The 15511-nt window shown below is 61.6% G+C and carries 14 protein-coding genes; 2 read left to right on the top strand and 12 right to left on the bottom strand.

Going from position 1 to position 15511, the window contains the following annotated elements; genetic code table 11:
* Window positions 1-34: 34 nt before the first annotated feature.
* Window positions 35-1828, bottom strand: a complete 1794-nt coding sequence (gene argS / locus AB7783_RS06545; protein WP_120289920.1) for an arginine--tRNA ligase — start codon at window positions 1826-1828, stop codon at window positions 35-37.
* A 158-nt stretch (window positions 1829-1986) separates the two neighbouring features.
* Complete coding sequence (locus AB7783_RS06540; RefSeq protein WP_441277149.1) at window positions 1987-3201, bottom strand: deoxyguanosinetriphosphate triphosphohydrolase; 1215 nt, start codon at window positions 3199-3201, stop codon at window positions 1987-1989.
* Window positions 3202-3301: 100 nt separating this feature from the next.
* On the opposite strand from AB7783_RS06540, the gene erpA reads away from it, so the two are divergent.
* Window positions 3302-3649 carry an iron-sulfur cluster insertion protein ErpA gene (gene erpA / locus AB7783_RS06535; RefSeq protein ID WP_441277148.1) on the top strand — a complete coding sequence of 116 codons (348 nt, stop codon included), beginning with the start codon at window positions 3302-3304 and terminating at the stop codon, window positions 3647-3649.
* A 26-nt stretch (window positions 3650-3675) separates the two neighbouring features.
* Here erpA and AB7783_RS06530 read toward each other — a convergent pair whose 3' ends face one another.
* The 3 genes from AB7783_RS06530 to AB7783_RS06520 are packed head-to-tail and all read right to left on the bottom strand — an operon-like array spanning window position 3676 to window position 8792.
* Window positions 3676-4518, bottom strand: coding sequence for an amidohydrolase family protein (locus AB7783_RS06530; RefSeq protein ID WP_441277147.1), 843 nt, complete (start codon window positions 4516-4518; stop codon window positions 3676-3678).
* Window positions 4519-4529: 11 nt separating this feature from the next.
* The gene (locus AB7783_RS06525) at window positions 4530-7658 is read right to left on the bottom strand and encodes an efflux RND transporter permease subunit (protein ID WP_231080773.1); all 3129 of its coding nucleotides are present in this window, start codon (window positions 7656-7658) and stop codon (window positions 4530-4532) included.
* A 3-nt stretch (window positions 7659-7661) separates the two neighbouring features.
* Window positions 7662-8792: an efflux RND transporter periplasmic adaptor subunit gene (locus tag AB7783_RS06520; protein ID WP_441277146.1), complete on the bottom strand. Its 1131-nt coding sequence runs from the start codon at window positions 8790-8792 to the stop codon at window positions 7662-7664.
* 169 nt (window positions 8793-8961) lie between these two features.
* On the opposite strand from AB7783_RS06520, the gene xth reads away from it, so the two are divergent.
* The gene (gene xth / locus AB7783_RS06515) at window positions 8962-9753 is read left to right on the top strand and encodes an exodeoxyribonuclease III (RefSeq protein WP_120289926.1); all 792 of its coding nucleotides are present in this window, start codon (window positions 8962-8964) and stop codon (window positions 9751-9753) included.
* Between the two features lie 222 nt (window positions 9754-9975).
* Here the strand turns inward: xth and AB7783_RS06510 are convergent, their stop codons facing one another.
* From AB7783_RS06510 to AB7783_RS06480, 7 genes are all read right to left on the bottom strand, one after another.
* On the bottom strand, window positions 9976-10788 hold the full coding sequence (locus AB7783_RS06510) for a tetratricopeptide repeat protein (protein ID WP_093758718.1): 813 nt from the start codon (window positions 10786-10788) through the stop codon (window positions 9976-9978).
* Window positions 10775-11455 carry a hypothetical protein gene (locus tag AB7783_RS06505; protein WP_441277145.1) on the bottom strand — a complete coding sequence of 227 codons (681 nt, stop codon included), beginning with the start codon at window positions 11453-11455 and terminating at the stop codon, window positions 10775-10777. The genes AB7783_RS06510 and AB7783_RS06505 overlap by 14 nt, the downstream gene beginning before the upstream one ends.
* Before the next feature lie 289 nt (window positions 11456-11744).
* Window positions 11745-11990: a hypothetical protein gene (locus tag AB7783_RS06500; RefSeq protein ID WP_441277144.1), complete on the bottom strand. Its 246-nt coding sequence runs from the start codon at window positions 11988-11990 to the stop codon at window positions 11745-11747.
* A 162-nt stretch (window positions 11991-12152) separates the two neighbouring features.
* Entirely contained in the window at window positions 12153-13574 is a 1422-nt protein-coding gene (gene lpdA / locus AB7783_RS06495) for a dihydrolipoyl dehydrogenase (RefSeq protein WP_441277143.1), read from the bottom strand.
* A complete protein-coding gene (locus tag AB7783_RS06490; protein WP_441277142.1) occupies window positions 13567-13815 on the bottom strand; it encodes a hypothetical protein in 249 nt (82 codons plus the stop codon). The genes lpdA and AB7783_RS06490 overlap by 8 nt, the downstream gene beginning before the upstream one ends.
* A gap of 19 nt (window positions 13816-13834) precedes the next feature.
* The gene (locus tag AB7783_RS06485; RefSeq protein WP_441277141.1) at window positions 13835-15202 is read right to left on the bottom strand and encodes a pyruvate dehydrogenase complex dihydrolipoamide acetyltransferase; all 1368 of its coding nucleotides are present in this window, start codon (window positions 15200-15202) and stop codon (window positions 13835-13837) included.
* Between the two features lie 2 nt (window positions 15203-15204).
* Window positions 15205-15510 (bottom strand): DUF5076 domain-containing protein, encoded by a 306-nt coding sequence (locus tag AB7783_RS06480; RefSeq protein WP_068730814.1) that lies wholly within the window; start codon window positions 15508-15510, stop codon window positions 15205-15207.
* Window position 15511: the final 1 nt, after the last annotated feature.

Here is a 15511-nt window from a genome sequence, read left to right as displayed (position 1 = left end):
CCCACAGATCCCCATGTGAGCGGCCGTCCCCTGTCTACCGCATCTCGTCCGGTGCGGTGACGCCGAGAACGGCGAGGCCCGAAGCCAGGACTGAGACGACGCTCTGGACGAGTGCCAATCGCGCTTTGGTAAGTTCTGCATCATTAGTGATAATGAAGCGTAAATGAGGCATATCGCGTCCGCGCGTCCAGAGCGCATGAAATTCGCTGGCGAGATCATACAGATAGAAAGCGATGCGGTGCGGCTCGTGCGCCGTGGCCGCAGATTCTATCATCCGTGGGTACAATGCTAACTGCCGCATCAGGCCCAGCTCGGCGATATCGTCGAGCCGCTCCATCACCGCGTCTTTTAGATAGGCAATGCGCGCCTCGGTTTCCAGAGGCAGGTCGGCCAGCATCTCCCGCGCATTGCGGAAGATCGAATGGCCGCGGGCATGCCCGTACTGGACATAGAAAACCGGATTGTCCTTGGACTGCTCGATCACCTTAGCGAGGTCAAAATCCAGCACCGCGTCGTTCTTCCGGAACAGCATCATGAAGCGCACGGCGTCGGAGCCGACCTCGTCGACCACTTCGCGCAGGGTGACGAAATCGCCGGAGCGCTTCGACATCTTCACCGGCTCGCCATTGCGCAACAGCTTCACAAGCTGCACGATCTTGACGTCGAGTTCGGCCTTCCCTGCCGTTACCGCCTTGATCGCCGCCTGCACACGCTTGATGTAGCCGCCGTGATCGGCGCCCCAGACGTCGACCATGTTGAGGAAGCCGCGGTCGAACTTGGTCTTGTGATAGGCGATATCGGACGCAAAATACGTGTAGCCGCCGTCCGACTTCAGAAGCGGGCGATCGACGTCGTCACCATAGGCGGTGGCGCGGAACAGGGTCTGCTCGCGGTCTTCGTAGTCGTCGATCGGTTTCCCCTTCGGCGGCGGCAGCCGGCCGATATAGACGTCACCCTTGCCGCGCAGGAATTCGATCGTTGCGCCGACCATGTCGGTACCGCCATCGATCAGCGAACGCTCGGAGAAGAACACTTCGTGGGAGATGTTCAGTGCGGCGAGATCGCCCTTGATCATCTCCATCATCATGGAAATGGCCTTGGCGCGCGTGATCGGCAGCCACTTGTCCTCGGGCATCTGGTTCAGCGCAGCGCCGTACTCAGCCACGAGCGCCTGCCCCACCGGCACCAGATAGTCGCCGGGATACAAGCCTTCCGGAATATCGCCGATGGCTTCGCCGAGCGCCTCGCGGTAACGCAAATGCGCGGAGCGCGCGAGTACGTCGACCTGCGCACCGGCGTCGTTGATGTAGTATTCGCGGGTAACGTCATAACCGGCGCAATCGAGCAGACTCGCCAGCGCATCGCCGAATACGGCGCCGCGGCAATGGCCAACATGCATCGGTCCCGTCGGATTGGCCGACACGTATTCGACATTGACCTTCTCACCGGCTCCGACGGCACTCCGGCCATACGAGGCACCGTCGCGCAGCACCGCGCGCAGCGCATCGGCCCAGGCCGACGACTTCAGCGTGAGATTGATGAAGCCGGGTCCGGCGACATCCACCGACGTCACCAGATCGTCATCGCGCAGCTTCGCAGCGATAGCGTCAGCCAGATCACGCGGCTTGGCTTTCGCCTCTTTCGCCAGCACCATCGCGGCATTGCTCGCCATGTCGCCATGGGATGCATCCTTGGTCGGCTCGACGACGACGCGCGACAGATCGATGCCTGCGGGCAGCACGCCTTCGCCGACGAGGGCGTTGCAGATCGCATGAACACGCGCGAGCACGTTGGCGAACAGATGCGGGGTCGGAACAGTCGAGGCCATGGCGATACGGGAACCAGCTTGCGCCGGAGGATTCCGGCAGGATTGCATCAGGATGGAATAGCGGTTTAGGGGGCGTTCCGCCAATTCTTTGACGGCCGATCCGCCAAGTGGGCAAAGATCGAAATCTGCAGCCCCGAAAGGCACTTAGAGGCTTTCGCCTAACGCAATTCGGGGGTCGAGTCAAAGAGCCGGATATGTTCGGTGATGGCAAAACGGTCGGTCATCCCGGCAATGAAATTGCCGATCCGGCGCGCCTGTTCGCCCTCCGATTCCGGCTCGGCGCCTTCAGGGGGCTGCCATTCGGGCGGTAGATCCTCGGGCGCGCGCTGATAGCGTGCGAACAGGTCGGTAACCAGACATTCCGCCTCGACCATCACCCGCATGACACGCTCATGGCGATACATGTGCTGCCAGAGGAAGGCCTTGATCCCAGCCTCGGCTTCTGCCGCGTCAGCACGAAACGCGACGAGCTTGCGCCCGCAGCGGCGAATGTCCTCCGCGGACTTCGGCAGCACCGCGCCGAGTCGTTGCTCCGTCTCACCGACGACTGCGCCAATCAGATAGGAAATCAACTCGCGCACCAGTTCGGCGCCGCGGCGGCTCTCGTCGAGACCGGGATAGCGCCCATCGATCTCTGTGATCATGCCTTGCGTCAGCGGAATCGCTTTGAGGTCATCGACGGTGAACAGCCCTGCGCGCAGTCCGTCATCGATGTCATGAGCGTTGTAAGCGATATCATCGGCAATCGCCGCGACCTGAGCTTCCAGCGAAGCGAAGCTCGACAGCTCCAGATCAAAGGTGCGGTCATATTCGCTGATCCCGAACGGCACGCCATGGGTGGCATAACGTCCCACAGGGGCGCCTAACGCGTCCGTCAGCGGCCCGTTGTGCTTAACGATGCCTTCGAGGGTTTCCCAGGTCAGATTGAGGCCATCGAACTCGGGATACCGATGTTCCAGTGACGTGACGAGGCGCAGAGTCTGAGCGTTATGATCGAAGCCGCCGTGGGCCTCGAGACAGGCGTCCAGCGCCCGCTCGCCGGCATGACCGAATGGCGGATGGCCGATGTCATGGGCCAGCGCCAGTGTCTCGGTCAGGTCCTCGTCGAGGCCCAGTTGCCGGGCCACGGCGCGGGCAATCTGCGCCACTTCCAACGTGTGGGTGAGTCGGGTGCGGTAATGATCGCCCTCATGGAACACAAAGACCTGGGTCTTGTGCTTGAGGCGGCGAAACGCGGTCGAATGGATGACCCGGTCGCAATCCCGGCGAAACGCGCTGCGGGTCCGGCTCGGAGCCTCAGAAAACAGCCGTCCGCGGCTGCGATCAGGGTCGCAGGCATAGGGTGCGCGGGGAGCAGCCATTCCGACCGACACGGCGTGTTTATCCTTGATCCAATTGATTCCTGAGCCTGCCGCACTTAACTATGGGGAGCGGCAGATTCAAATGGTTCGAATCCTGCCCGGAGAGCCAGATATGACCGACACTGCAATCACCGAGGCCCCCCTCACCGTCAGCGCGCGTGCTGCGCGCCGGATCGGCGAGATCCTCAAGACCGAAGGCAACGGCGCCATGCTCCGCGTGTCGGTCGAAGGCGGCGGCTGCTCCGGCTTCCAGTACAAGTTCGACGTCGAGCGCGCCAAGGCGGACGACGACATCCTGATCGAACGTGACAGCGCCGTGGTGCTGGTCGACCCCTCCTCAGCACCGTTCCTGGCCGGCTCCGAACTCGACTTCGTCGATGACCTGATCGGCGCCTCGTTCCGCGTCGTCAATCCGAACGCGACGGCGTCCTGCGGCTGCGGGACCAGCTTCTCGATCTGACCTCTATTCGGCTCTTTTAGATCGGTCTATTTCTCGGCGAACAGCGCCCGCGCATTGCCGTGCGCGATCTGTTTAGCGACCGCCGGCGGCAGTTGCGCCAGCCATGCGCGATAGCCATCCATGATATCGCCATAGCTCGCCCAGCGTTCCGGCACCCAGGTGTCGGAGCCCAGCAGGAAGCGATCGGGGTAGCGCTCGAACAGCACGCGCCATTGCGGCGTCAGTTTGCCTGATCCGTCCACGATGCCGCTGCGGTAAGACAATTCACCCCACAGTTTCGGGTATTTTATCAGCATAGCTGCGACACGGTCCGGCGCGAGGCTGAAGCCGGTATGCGCCCAGATAATCTGCGCACGCGGATTGTGCCGCATCAGAATCTCGACCGCTTCGTCGTCGGCATGGGCGTGCAAATAGAGATTGTTGGCGACGGCAAAGTCGACGGTCTTCTTGACCATCTCGGTATCGGCCGCCTTGCCGGTCAGATGGAATTCTCCGACACCGCGATAGTAGCCGCGCTTGAACTCCTCCTGCACGAGATCGAAGATCACAGGATCGTTGAACCAGCTGCCGATATCGGCGCGCACGCGATACGGCCGAATGAACGGCACGACCTGCAGATCACCCGCCTTGCCCTTCGCCTTGTCGCCCATCAGCACATGCGTGCCGGTGTTCGGGCGGCTGGTGGCGAGAATGCCGGTGACGCGATTCTTCCTGAAAACCTCTAGCACTTCGTCGGGCTGGTAATACGGCTTCGGCTCCCAGTTGTAATGCAAATGGGCGTCGAAGATTTCGATCCGATCGTCGGCACGAACCGGCGCGACAACGAGTGCGGCCAGCAAGGCGGCCGCAGTGAGTGTTGTCACCGGCATTGAAGACATCCCTATTCCGCAGCCACGACGCGCGGACGATCGTCGTGGTCTTCTTCCTCGAGCTGCGGCTGCAGCTTGCGCTTCAGCTTGCGGTCGATGCGGTCGAGATAGATGTAGATGACCGGCGTGATGAACAGCGTCAGCAATTGCGAGACACACAGACCGCCGACCACGGCAACACCAAGCGGCTGACGCAGTTCGGCGCCGGCACCGGCACCGAGCGCGATCGGCAGCGTGCCGAAGATGGCCGCGAAAGTGGTCATCATGATCGGGCGGAAACGCAGCAGCGCGGCTTCGCGGATCGCGTGTTCGGCCGACAGGCCGACGCGGCGACGCTCGAGTGCGAAGTCGACCATCATGATGGCGTTCTTCTTGACGATGCCGACCAGCATGACGATGCCGATCATGGCAATGACCGACATCTCCATCTTGAACAGCATCAGCGTCAGGATCGCGCCGATACCCGCGGATGGCAGACCGGAGATGATTGTGATCGGGTGGATGAAGCTCTCATAGAGGATGCCGAGGATCACGAAGGCCGCGAACACGGCAGCCAGGATCAGCACGCCCTGCCCGCGCAACGAATCCTGGAACACCTGCGCCGTGCCTGAGAAGCCGGTGGCGATGGTCACCGGCAGTTTGGAATCCGCCTCGATTTGCGTGATCTGGTCTACCGCATAGCCCAGCGAATAGCCGGGCACCAAGTTGAACGAGATCGTCACCGCCGGCTGCTGACCCTGATGGTTGATCTGCAGCGGCCCGACCGTTGGCACCAGACGCGCGACCGCGCTCAGCGGAATGGTCTGATTGTTCGACGTCTTCATATAGAGCTTGGAGAGGTCGCTCGGATCGATCCGGAACTGCGGCTGCGCTTCCAGGATGATCTGATAATCGTTGGTCGGCATGTAGATGGTGCCGACCTGACGCGAGCCGAACGCATTATAGAGCTGGTTACGAACCTGATCGACGGTGACGCCGTAAACCGCCGCCTTTTCGCGGTCGATATCGACCGTCATCTGCGGGTTCTTGATGTAGAGGTCGGTGGTCACATCGAGCAGGCCCGGCACCTTGGCGATGCGGTCGCGCATCTCCGGCGATACGCGATACAGCGTGTCGGTGTCGCTGCCCTGAAGCACGTATTGATACTGGCTCTTCGACGGTCGGCCGCCGATGTTCAGATTCTGGATGCTCTGGAAGAAGGCCTGCAAGCCAGGAACGGCCAACGACTTCTGGCGCAGCCGCGTCATCACCACCTGTGCGGGATCACGATCCTGGCGCGGTTTCAGCGCAACGAACAGACGACCGTAATTCGCCGTCGCATTCGGGCCGCCGGAGCCCACGGTGCTGTTGATGTATTCGACGGCAGGATCGGATTTCAGCAGATCAGCAAGCGCCTGCTGCCGCGCACTCATCGCTTCGAAGGACGTATCGGTTGCGGCTTCGGTCGTACCGGTCAGGAACCCGGTATCCTCCTGCGGGAAGAAGCCCTTTGGTACGATGTTGTAGAGATAAACGGTGCCGCCGAGGGTCGCGAGCGTCACCACCAGCATGATGCCCTTGTGTGCGAGCACGCGATCGAGCGCCCATTCGTAACCGCGCAGCCAGGCCGCAAATATGCGCTCGAAACCGCGCAGAATGAAATTTTCCTTGTGCTCGGGATTGTGCGCCTTGAGCACACGCGCGCAGAGCATGGGCGTTAGCGTCAGCGACACGAAGCCGGAGACGATGATAGCCACCGCGATCGTCACCGCGAATTCACGGAACACGCGGCCGACAATTCCGCCCATCAGCAGCACGGGAATGAACACCGCGATCAGCGAGAAGGTGATCGAGACGATGGTGAAACCGATTTCGCGTGCGCCCTTCAGCGCCGCGTCGAACGGCTTCATGCCGAGCTCGATGTGTCGGACGATATTCTCCAGCATGACGATGGCGTCGTCGACAACGAAGCCGACGGACAGTGTCAACGCCAGCAGCGTCATGTTGTTGATGGAGTAGTCCAGCATGTACATCGCGGCGCATGTGCCGAAGATCGAGATCGGCACCGCCAGCGCGGGAATCAAGGTCGCTGAGGCTGAGCGCAGGAACAGGAAGATCACGAAGATCACCAGCACCACGGCGATCAGCAATGTCTCCTCGACGTCGGCGACGGCTTCGCGGACCGAGATCGAGCGGTCCATCATCATATTGACTTCGACCGATGGCGGCAATTGCGCGCGCAGCGACGGCAGCTTGGCGCGGACGCCGTCGACCACAGCGACCGTGTTGGCGTCGGGCTGCTTCTGGATCGCCAGCACGATGGCGCGCTCGCCATTCAACCAGGTCGCGACCTTGTCGTTTTCGACAGCGTCATAGATCTTGGCGACTTCGTTCAGCTTGACCGGCGAGCCGTTGCGCCAGGCGACAACGACCTGGCCATAGTCGGCGGCCTTGGACATCTGTCCGGATGCCTGCAGCGAGATGTCCTGCTTCGGTCCGTTCAGAGTTCCGACCGGCGTCGAGGAGTTCGCGCGCGACACCGCCGTACGGATATCTTCAAGCGACAACCCGCGAGCCGCCGCAGCTTCGGGATCGGCCTGGACGCGAATGGCGAATTTCTGCGTGCCATAGATCAGCACCTGCGCCACGCCGGGGATCTGCGACAGCGCCTGTCCGATGGTGATATCGCCGAATTCATTAACGGCCGAGAGCGGCAGCGTCGATGAACTCAGCGCAATGAACAGCACCGGGAAATCGCCGGGGTTCACCTTGCGGAAACTCGGCGGGATCGTCATTTCGATCGGCAACCGGCGCTGTGCGATCGTCAGCGCAGTCTGCACGTCCAGCGCCGCCGCATCGATATTGCGGTTAAGATCGAACTGAATGATGATCTGGGTCGTTCCCTGCGACGAGCTCGACGACATCGAAGAGATACCAGCGATGGTCGAGAGCTGACGCTCGATGATGCCGGCGACCGAGGCCGCCATCGTATCGGCGCTGGCGCCCGGCAGCGTCGCCGTCACCGCGATGGTCGGAAAGTCCACTTTCGGAAGCGCCGACACCGGCAGCAGCCGGAAACCGAAAATGCCAAACGCGATGATCGTCGCCGTGATGAGCGTGGTCATCACAGGGCGACGGATGCAGAGCTCCGAGAGGGTCATGTTTTATGCCCCGGCCTTGCGGGCCCGGGCTTCGACCCGTGTGCCTTGTGTCAGCAAGAGCTGGCCGTCGACGACGACGTCCTCATCCCCTCTTAAACCCGACGAGATCACCGAAATCCCCTGGAAGGTGCGATCGACTTCGACAGGTTGAACACGGGCGACGCCGTCCTTCACCATGAAGACGAAGTTCCCAGTCTGGCTGCGCTGCACGGCCACGGTGGGCACAACAACGCCGTCCTCGGTGCGCACGATCAACTTGGTCTGTACCAAAATGCCCGGCCACAGGGTTTCGTTCGGATTGCTCATGATGCCGCGCACAGTGACCATGCCGGTGGTGGAATCCACAGTGTTTTCCACCATCGCCACCTTGCCGGTTTCAGAACGGCCGCTGTTCGGGATGGTCGCAATGACCGAGGTCGATCCCGCCGCCATCGCTTCGCGCAGATCGCCAAGCACACGCTGCGGAATGGCGAAGGACACATAGACCGGAGCCATCTGATTGATGGTGGCGAGCGGCGCCGTATCGGCCGGGCGCACGAAATTGCCGACCTTCACATTGGCTGCACTGATCCGGCCGGAGAACGGCGCGCGGATGATGGTGTAGCTCTTCTGGACCTTGAGATTGTCGAGCGCCGACTGATCGGCCCGGATGGTTCCGGCCAGGATGTCGGATTGGGTCTTGGCATTGTCGACGCTGACCTGCGTAGTCGCGCCCTTGCCGATCAGATCCGTAAAGCGCCGCACGTCGCGTTCCGCACCGGCCAGTTGGGCCTGATCGCGGGCCAGCGTGCCTTCGGCCTGCTCGATCTGGGCATCAATCTGCCGCGAATCGAGGGTGAACAGCAGATCGCCTTCCTTGACCTTGGCGCCGTCTTCAAAATGCACCGAGGTGATGGTGGTTTCCACCCGCGACTTGAGCGCGACACTCGAAATCGGCGTTACTGTACCGATCGAATCGACATCGACCGGAACCGGTTTGCGTTCCGCCTTGGCAATCTCGACCGCAACGATCCGCGCGCGCTGCGGGGCCTGTGCATTGGTGTTGCCACCGGTCCACGAGGAGCGCGTCGTGTAGGCCGCAACCGCGGCAGCGCCGACGAGAACGAGTAGAGCGATCGATGTGCGTTTCTTCATATGGTCCATGTCACCTGGTACAGAAGATCGGGTCGCCCCCGTTTCCCGCCCATGGCAGCTTTAAAGACAGCGTCTGTGCGCTTTAGGCTTAAAGCTTATCATGTTGGCAGGGATGATGGTATGCCACGTTGACGTATTTTTGCCATTGTTGTTACCGGAATCCCGTCAGATGAGAATTGCCACCTGGAATGTGAATTCTGTCCGCCAGCGACTGGACCATCTGGTGACGTGGCTGCGCGACTGCTCACCGGACATCGTCTGCCTGCAGGAGATCAAATGCCTCGATGAGGCGTTTCCGCGCGAGCCCATCGAGGCGCTCGGCTACAATGTAGTCACCCACGGCCAGAAGACCTTCAACGGCGTCGCCCTGCTCTCGAAATATCCGCTGGAGGAAGCCACGCCCCGGCTGGCGGGCGATGACGAGGATCTTCATGCCCGCTTCATCGAAGGCGTCGTGTCGCTGAAATCCGGGGTGGTCAGGGTGGCCTGCCTGTATCTGCCGAACGGCAATCCAGTCGACACCGAGAAGTATCCCTACAAACTGAAATGGATGTCCCGGCTACAGGAGTTCACCCGACTACGGCTGAAGACCGAGGAGCCGTTGATTCTCGCCGGCGACTTCAACGTCATCCCGGCGGCGGCCGACGCCTATAATCCGGCGGCCTGGATCAACGACGCGCTGTTCAAGCCGGAAACCCGTGCCAGCTTCCAGACCCTGCTCGGCTTGGGCATGACCGACGCCCTGCGCGCCGTCACCGACGAGCCCGGCCAGTACACGTTCTGGGACTATCAGGCCGGCGCCTGGCAGAAGAACTGGGGCATCCGCATCGACCATCTGCTTCTGTCACCACAGGCCAGCGACAAGCTCATCGACGTCGGGATCGACAAGTATGTGCGCGCCTGGGAGAAGCCGAGCGATCACGTGCCGGTGTGGGTCGATCTGGATCTTGAAGCGGCGTAAAGGCCGGTCGCCAAGCGCTCCCCAAACACAAATTGTCATCGCCCAGCTTGACCGGGCGATCCAGCAAACGCCCGGGGCAACGTTCCGAGACGGCGCCTGACGCGAGCACTCGTTGATAATAATGAAGGCTGGCGATTACTGGGTCACCCGGTCAAGCTGGGTGACGACTGTCGAGTGTGAGGTAATCGCGCTCGGAAACGGTCGCTTAGTCCGGGACAACCCTCAGTCCCGTTTGCCGGACACCCAGTGCTCGAGCATCTGCAGCGCCATGGCGCGGTCGTCTTCGGAGGCCTTGGCGATGGCCTTGTTGTAGCTGTCGCGAATCCAGGTGTCGTCCGGGCCGGCATTGTCGCGGGCCAGCGTCAGCCACATCAGGCCGCGCGCCATCTGCCGTGGCAGCGATTCACCGTTGAACAGCATCTGGCCAAGCAACGCCTGCGCCTGGTGCTGGCCCTTCTGCGCAGCAAGGCCCAGCCAGCGGGCGCCATATTTGGTGTCGCGCGGGGTACCGATGCCCTTCAGATACAGCCGGGCCAGATCGTATTGTGCGTCGGCATTGCCGAAATAGGACGCAGCGTAGGAGAACATCTCGCGCGCGCGTTCGGTGTCGGCCTTGATCTTCGAATTCGGAATGCCGTCGAGGTAATAGCGACCGAGCGCCACGAAGGCGTTGGCGACGATGGTGGCCTGCGGCGCGGACGGCGAGTCCTCGGCGTGGGCATTGGCGATACGGCTGAAATATTCGAAGGCGCGCAGGTCGTCCTGTGCCACACCGTTACCGTCGGCATACATCCGGCCGAGCTTCCACTGGGCGATCGGATGACCGCCTTCGGCGGCATATTGGAGCGCGGTCAGCGAGGTATCGGGCTTGGCGGACTTCTTCAAGACCGGCGCAGCACCGGGAATGGTCGTTACAACCGGCAGGGCTGCGTCGCTGCTGCCAACGGGCGCACCATCAAAGGCAAACGCCGGCGCGGCCACTGACGCGGCACCCAAAGCAAACGCTACAAAAATGGTACGCTCAACTATCCGCATAACAGTATTTCTCGTGGGCCCGGCCGGTTTGGGTCACGGCGCAACCAATGGCCGATCCAACCTGCTGGGCATATGTCCACAGCGTCCCTGACATATGGTTAGTCGCGCGACGCTTCCGTTTGGTCGGGTGCGCGGCCAATTCTTTGTCGGTCAATTTTACGTTAAGGCAGCCCTCACCGGTTTCGCGCCCGATGGTGCTACCGCCCATCGATTCGAAGGTGTCAGGAGCCAGAGTCCCCTTCGATCCAACAAGGTCACCAATAACGGCGATCAGCTTGTCGGCAGAACAAATGACGTCCTGATGGGAATTCCGCGTCACGGGCTTCATTTTCTCCGCGATCACCTGCCCGGTCGCAGTGAGGCACGCTCCCTGCGACCGGCTGTGATCGAGCAATGTCGTCTTCAGCAACAGTATGTCGGCAACTTCCAATATGTCTTTGGCGACATAACGGCTCACCCGCTTCAAATCGGTGCCATATGGTGTCTTTTTGAAGATTTCGACGGTGCGAGATTCTTGCGCGCGCAGCACTTGGCCGGCGATGAACCGTTCGCGCCGCAGCGTCGCCAGACTCATCGCGCAGGGGAGCGCGCCACGCGACGCCTGCTCCCGGCCCTCCGTCATAAGACGGCTAGGCAAACGCGACTTGATGTTCGTCTTGGCGTCCATCGCGAACCTGGTTTCTCAGGCCGCTTCGGCGATCCGGGACAATCCCACTGACATCCCGCCGATCAACAAAGCGCTCCAGCCTTCTGGCTGGTGAGAAATGATTTCACGAAGGCGTGTGGCCAAATAGCGGCGGTTACAATACCCACAGCACGACAGGGTTAAATCTTGGGGGACTGTGGCAACCAAGCAACATTTGTGGCGCACCGGCAACCCTTTTTAGCGAGGCTAAAATCGCTGCCGCGTTACCGGAAAGTCGGCGCAAGGCCGACCTTTCCATTCGTTGCCGATCTCAACGTCCGGCGGGCGCGGAGGTGGCACCACCGTAGACCAGCCCGGGATAAACACCGCGGACGAGCACGGGATCACGGCCCCAGCCCGGGTAATAGGCAAAGGCATCGCGTGAGTCGCCATCGGTTGTGACGGCCTGCGGTTGAGCATGCCGGTGTGCAGAGCGCTGCTCTGACGCAGTGGCGACACCGGACACTATCAGAGCAATGAGGGCCGAAGCCGCGGCAGTGGTGATCGTTGTTTTCATGAAAAGCTCCCTGAATTTAGCGTCACTCGGAAATGACAGCACTTTCGCCTTGGACGCATTCGCGTCTGACCTTGACGGCAGATAACGTCGGGAGACCGTAACGTAAGCCCGCCGCAACTTCACGATGCGGCGATCAAAATTATCGATCGGAAATGCTTCCGACTACGTATTCAGCACGCGCCCATAGGCGTCGAGCACGGCTTCCTTCATCGTCTCCGAGATGGTCGGATGCGGGAAGATGGTGTGGAAGAGTTCCTCTTCCGTGGTCTCCAGATTCATAGCGACCACAAAGCCCTGGATCATCTCGACGACCTCAGCGCCGACCATATGGGCGCCGAGCAGCTGGCCAGTCTTCTTGTCGAAGATCACCTTCACCATGCCCTGGTCCTCGCCCTGGGCGATCGCCTTGCCATTGGCGACGAAGGGGAAGCGGCCGACGCGGATGTCCTTGCCGGCTTCCTTGGCTTTGGCTTCGGTGAGACCGACCGAGGCCACCTGCGGGTGACAATAGGTACAGCCCGGGATCAGCGACTTGTCCATTGCATGCGGGTTCATCCCCTTGATCGCCTCGACGCAGATCACGCCCTCATGCTCGGCCTTGTGGGCCAGCATCGGCGGACCGGCGACGTCGCCGATGGCATAGATGCCGGGCACGTTGGTCTTGCCGTATTTGTCGATCACGATACAGCCGCGCTCGGTCTTCACGCCGAGCTTCTCGAGGCCAAAGCCTTCGATATTGCCGACCACGCCGACCGCCGAGATGACGCGGTCGACGGTGAGTTGCTGGGTAGCCCCCTTGCCATCTTCGATGGTCACGGTGACCGAATCCGACTTCTTGTCGAGTTTGGTCACCTTCGCGCCGGACATGATCTTGATGCCCTGCTTCTCGAACTGTTTGCGGGCGAAACCGGCGATCTCGGCGTCTTCGACCGGCAGGATCTGCGGCAGCACCTCGACCACAGTCACGTCGGCGCCCATGGTCTTGTAGAACGACGCGAATTCGATGCCGATGGCGCCGGAGCCGACCACCAGCAGCGACTTCGGCATCTTGTCGGGGTTCATGGCCTCGAAATAGGTCCAGACCAGCTTCTTGTCGGGCTCGAGACCCGGCAGCACGCGCGGCCGGGCGCCGGTGGCGACGATGATATGCTTGGCAGTATAGCTGCCTGCCCCGAGCGCGCCCTTGGGTGCTGCGGCTTCCGTCTTCTTGACAGTGAACTTGCCCGGCGCATCCAGGGTCGCTTCACCCCAGATGATCGAGATCTTGTTCTTGTTCATCAGATATTCGACGCCGCCGCTGAGGCGCTTCACGACGCCACGCGAGCGCGCGATCACGGCCTTGATGTCGAACGTCACATTGTCCGCCGACAGGCCATAATCCTTGGCATGCTGCATGTAGTGATAGATTTCCGCCGAGCGCAGCAGCGCCTTGGTCGGGATACAGCCCCAGTTATTGCAGATGCCGCCGAGATAGGCCTTCTCGACGATCGCCGTCTTGAAGCCGAGCTGTGCGGCCCGAATGGCCGTCACATAGCCGCCGGGACCGGAGCCGATGACGACGACGTCGAAGGAATTATCAGCCATGGGTCACTCCACTCGCCAATCGGCGCTGTCTTGAAATCAGAAATTTTCGGATGCCGAATTCGATCAATCCCAGCGCCGCAAGGATGCCCAGCACGCAATAGACCAAAAACTGTCCCAGGCTGCGCGCCAGTTGTTCACCTGAATGAAACGCGTTGTCGATGATCCCATATCCAACCGGATTCAGCGCAGCGACGGCGGCGGTCAATAGCGAGATCCAGGGCCATGATGTTTTGACTTTCATGAGCCACCGGACCTGAGCCTTACACCACCATCATCACGGGATTTTCGATCAGCTTCTTGAATGCCGTGATCAGTTCGGCGCCGAGCGCGCCATCGATGGCGCGGTGATCGCAGGAAAGTGTCACGCTCATGATGGTTGCAGCGACGATCTGGCCATTGCGCACCACGGCCCGTTCCTCGCCCGTGCCAACCGCAAGGATCGACGACTGCGGCGGATTGATCACCGCCGTGAAGTCCTTGATGCCGAACATGCCGAGGTTGGACACGGATGACGCGCCGCCCTGGTATTCGTTGGGCTTGAGCTTCTTGGCCTTGGCGCGCGCGGCAAGTTCCTTCATCTCGTTGGAGATTGCCGAAATGGACTTGATCTCGGCCTGGCGGATGATCGGCGTGATCAGGCCGAACGGCAGCGCCACCGCTACGCCGATGTCGGAATGCTTATGACGGAGCATCGCTGCTTCCGTCCACGACACGTTCGCTTCCGGAATCTTCTGCAGCGCGATGGCCATCGCCTTGATGACGAAATCGTTGACCGAGAGCTTGTAGAGCGGCTTGCCGTCCTTGTCCTTGCCGGCCGCAGCGTTGATCTCCTCGCGCGCGGAGGAGAGCTTGCCGAGATCGCAATCGACCGTGAGATAGAAGGTCGGCATCGAGTTGGTCGCGGCGGTGAGACGCTGCGCAATCGTGCGGCGCATCGAGTCATGCGGCACGCTCTCGTAAGCGCCCTGCTCGTACAGCCCGAGAATCTGCTGATCGGACATTGCAGGCGCACCGATCGCTCCAGTCGCACCTGCGGGAGCGCCGGCAGCCGCGGCTGCTGGTTTGAGGCCCTGACCGGACTTCGCCTTTTCGACATCCGCGGCGACCACACGGCCATGTGGACCCGATCCGTTGATACGACCGAGTTCGATGCCGGCGTCCTTGGCGAGACGACGCGCCAGCGGTGATGAGAATACGCGCGCGCCATTGCTCTGTGCGGCGGCCGGCTGCGGAGCTGGCGCAGCGGCCGGTGCCGGTGCCTTCGCTGCGGAAGCAGCAGCCGGCGCAGGTGCAGCAGCTGCAGGCTTCGGCGCGGGAGCTTCGGCAGCAGGCGCGGGCTTCGGCTTGTCAGCCCCTGCCCCCGAACTCGCGGCCTTCACGTCCTCGCCGTCGGCGGCGAGCACCGCGATCACGGCGTTCACAGCAACATCCTGCGTACCTTCCGCCACCAGGATCTTAGCGATGGTGCCTTCGTCGACGGCTTCGACTTCCATCGTCGCCTTGTCGGTCTCGATCTCCGCGATCACGTCGCCGGACTTGACCTTGTCGCCCTCTTTCTTGAGCCACTTGGCAAGGTTGCCCTTTTCCATGGTGGGCGACAGCGCAGGCATCAGAATGTTGATTGGCATTGTCAGTGACCTTGTTGCGACCGCGGCGTGGTGTTGCCCATGTCAGTCGGACGCGCGATTTCAGCTTCGAACATTTCGACGATGCGGTTCAGCGCCTCGTCTTCGGAATAGTTGGCCTCACGCGCATAGGCGCGTGCGGCATGGCGCGCGATGTCGACCAGCAGGAGCCCCCACATGTCGGGCTCCTCGAAGGCGCGCATGAAGGCGATGGACAGCCCGCCGTCGAGCACGAACGCGCGCAACACCTCGGTGGCGTCCTCGCGATCCATGACATCCGGCGGCAGTGGCTGTTCCTTCGGACCTGCCATG

Origin of the sequence: Tardiphaga sp. 172_B4_N1_3, from assembly GCF_052076035.1 — a bacterium.
Taxonomy (GTDB): Bacteria; Pseudomonadota; Alphaproteobacteria; order Rhizobiales; family Xanthobacteraceae; genus Tardiphaga; species Tardiphaga robiniae.
This window is presented reverse-complemented; position numbering and strand designations above follow the sequence as displayed.

What these genes read in the sequence shown, in the direction of transcription:
- argS (WP_120289920.1), bottom strand. Translation starts at nt 1,828, where the DNA reads ATGGCCTCGACTGTTCCGACCCCGCATCTGTTCGCCAACGTGCTCGCG.
- erpA (WP_441277148.1), top strand. Translation starts at nt 3,302, where the DNA reads ATGACCGACACTGCAATCACCGAGGCCCCCCTCACCGTCAGCGCGCGT.
- AB7783_RS06530 (WP_441277147.1), bottom strand. Translation starts at nt 4,518, where the DNA reads ATGCCGGTGACAACACTCACTGCGGCCGCCTTGCTGGCCGCACTCGTT.
- AB7783_RS06525 (WP_231080773.1), bottom strand. Translation starts at nt 7,658, where the DNA reads ATGACCCTCTCGGAGCTCTGCATCCGTCGCCCTGTGATGACCACGCTC.
- AB7783_RS06520 (WP_441277146.1), bottom strand. Translation starts at nt 8,792, where the DNA reads ATGAAGAAACGCACATCGATCGCTCTACTCGTTCTCGTCGGCGCTGCC.
- xth (WP_120289926.1), top strand. Translation starts at nt 8,962, where the DNA reads ATGAGAATTGCCACCTGGAATGTGAATTCTGTCCGCCAGCGACTGGAC.
- AB7783_RS06510 (WP_093758718.1), bottom strand. Translation starts at nt 10,788, where the DNA reads ATGCGGATAGTTGAGCGTACCATTTTTGTAGCGTTTGCTTTGGGTGCC.
- AB7783_RS06505 (WP_441277145.1), bottom strand. Translation starts at nt 11,455, where the DNA reads ATGGACGCCAAGACGAACATCAAGTCGCGTTTGCCTAGCCGTCTTATG.
- AB7783_RS06500 (WP_441277144.1), bottom strand. Translation starts at nt 11,990, where the DNA reads ATGAAAACAACGATCACCACTGCCGCGGCTTCGGCCCTCATTGCTCTG.
- lpdA (WP_441277143.1), bottom strand. Translation starts at nt 13,574, where the DNA reads ATGGCTGATAATTCCTTCGACGTCGTCGTCATCGGCTCCGGTCCCGGC.
- AB7783_RS06490 (WP_441277142.1), bottom strand. Translation starts at nt 13,815, where the DNA reads ATGAAAGTCAAAACATCATGGCCCTGGATCTCGCTATTGACCGCCGCC.
- AB7783_RS06485 (WP_441277141.1), bottom strand. Translation starts at nt 15,202, where the DNA reads ATGCCAATCAACATTCTGATGCCTGCGCTGTCGCCCACCATGGAAAAG.
- AB7783_RS06480 (WP_068730814.1), bottom strand. Translation starts at nt 15,510, where the DNA reads ATGGCAGGTCCGAAGGAACAGCCACTGCCGCCGGATGTCATGGATCGC.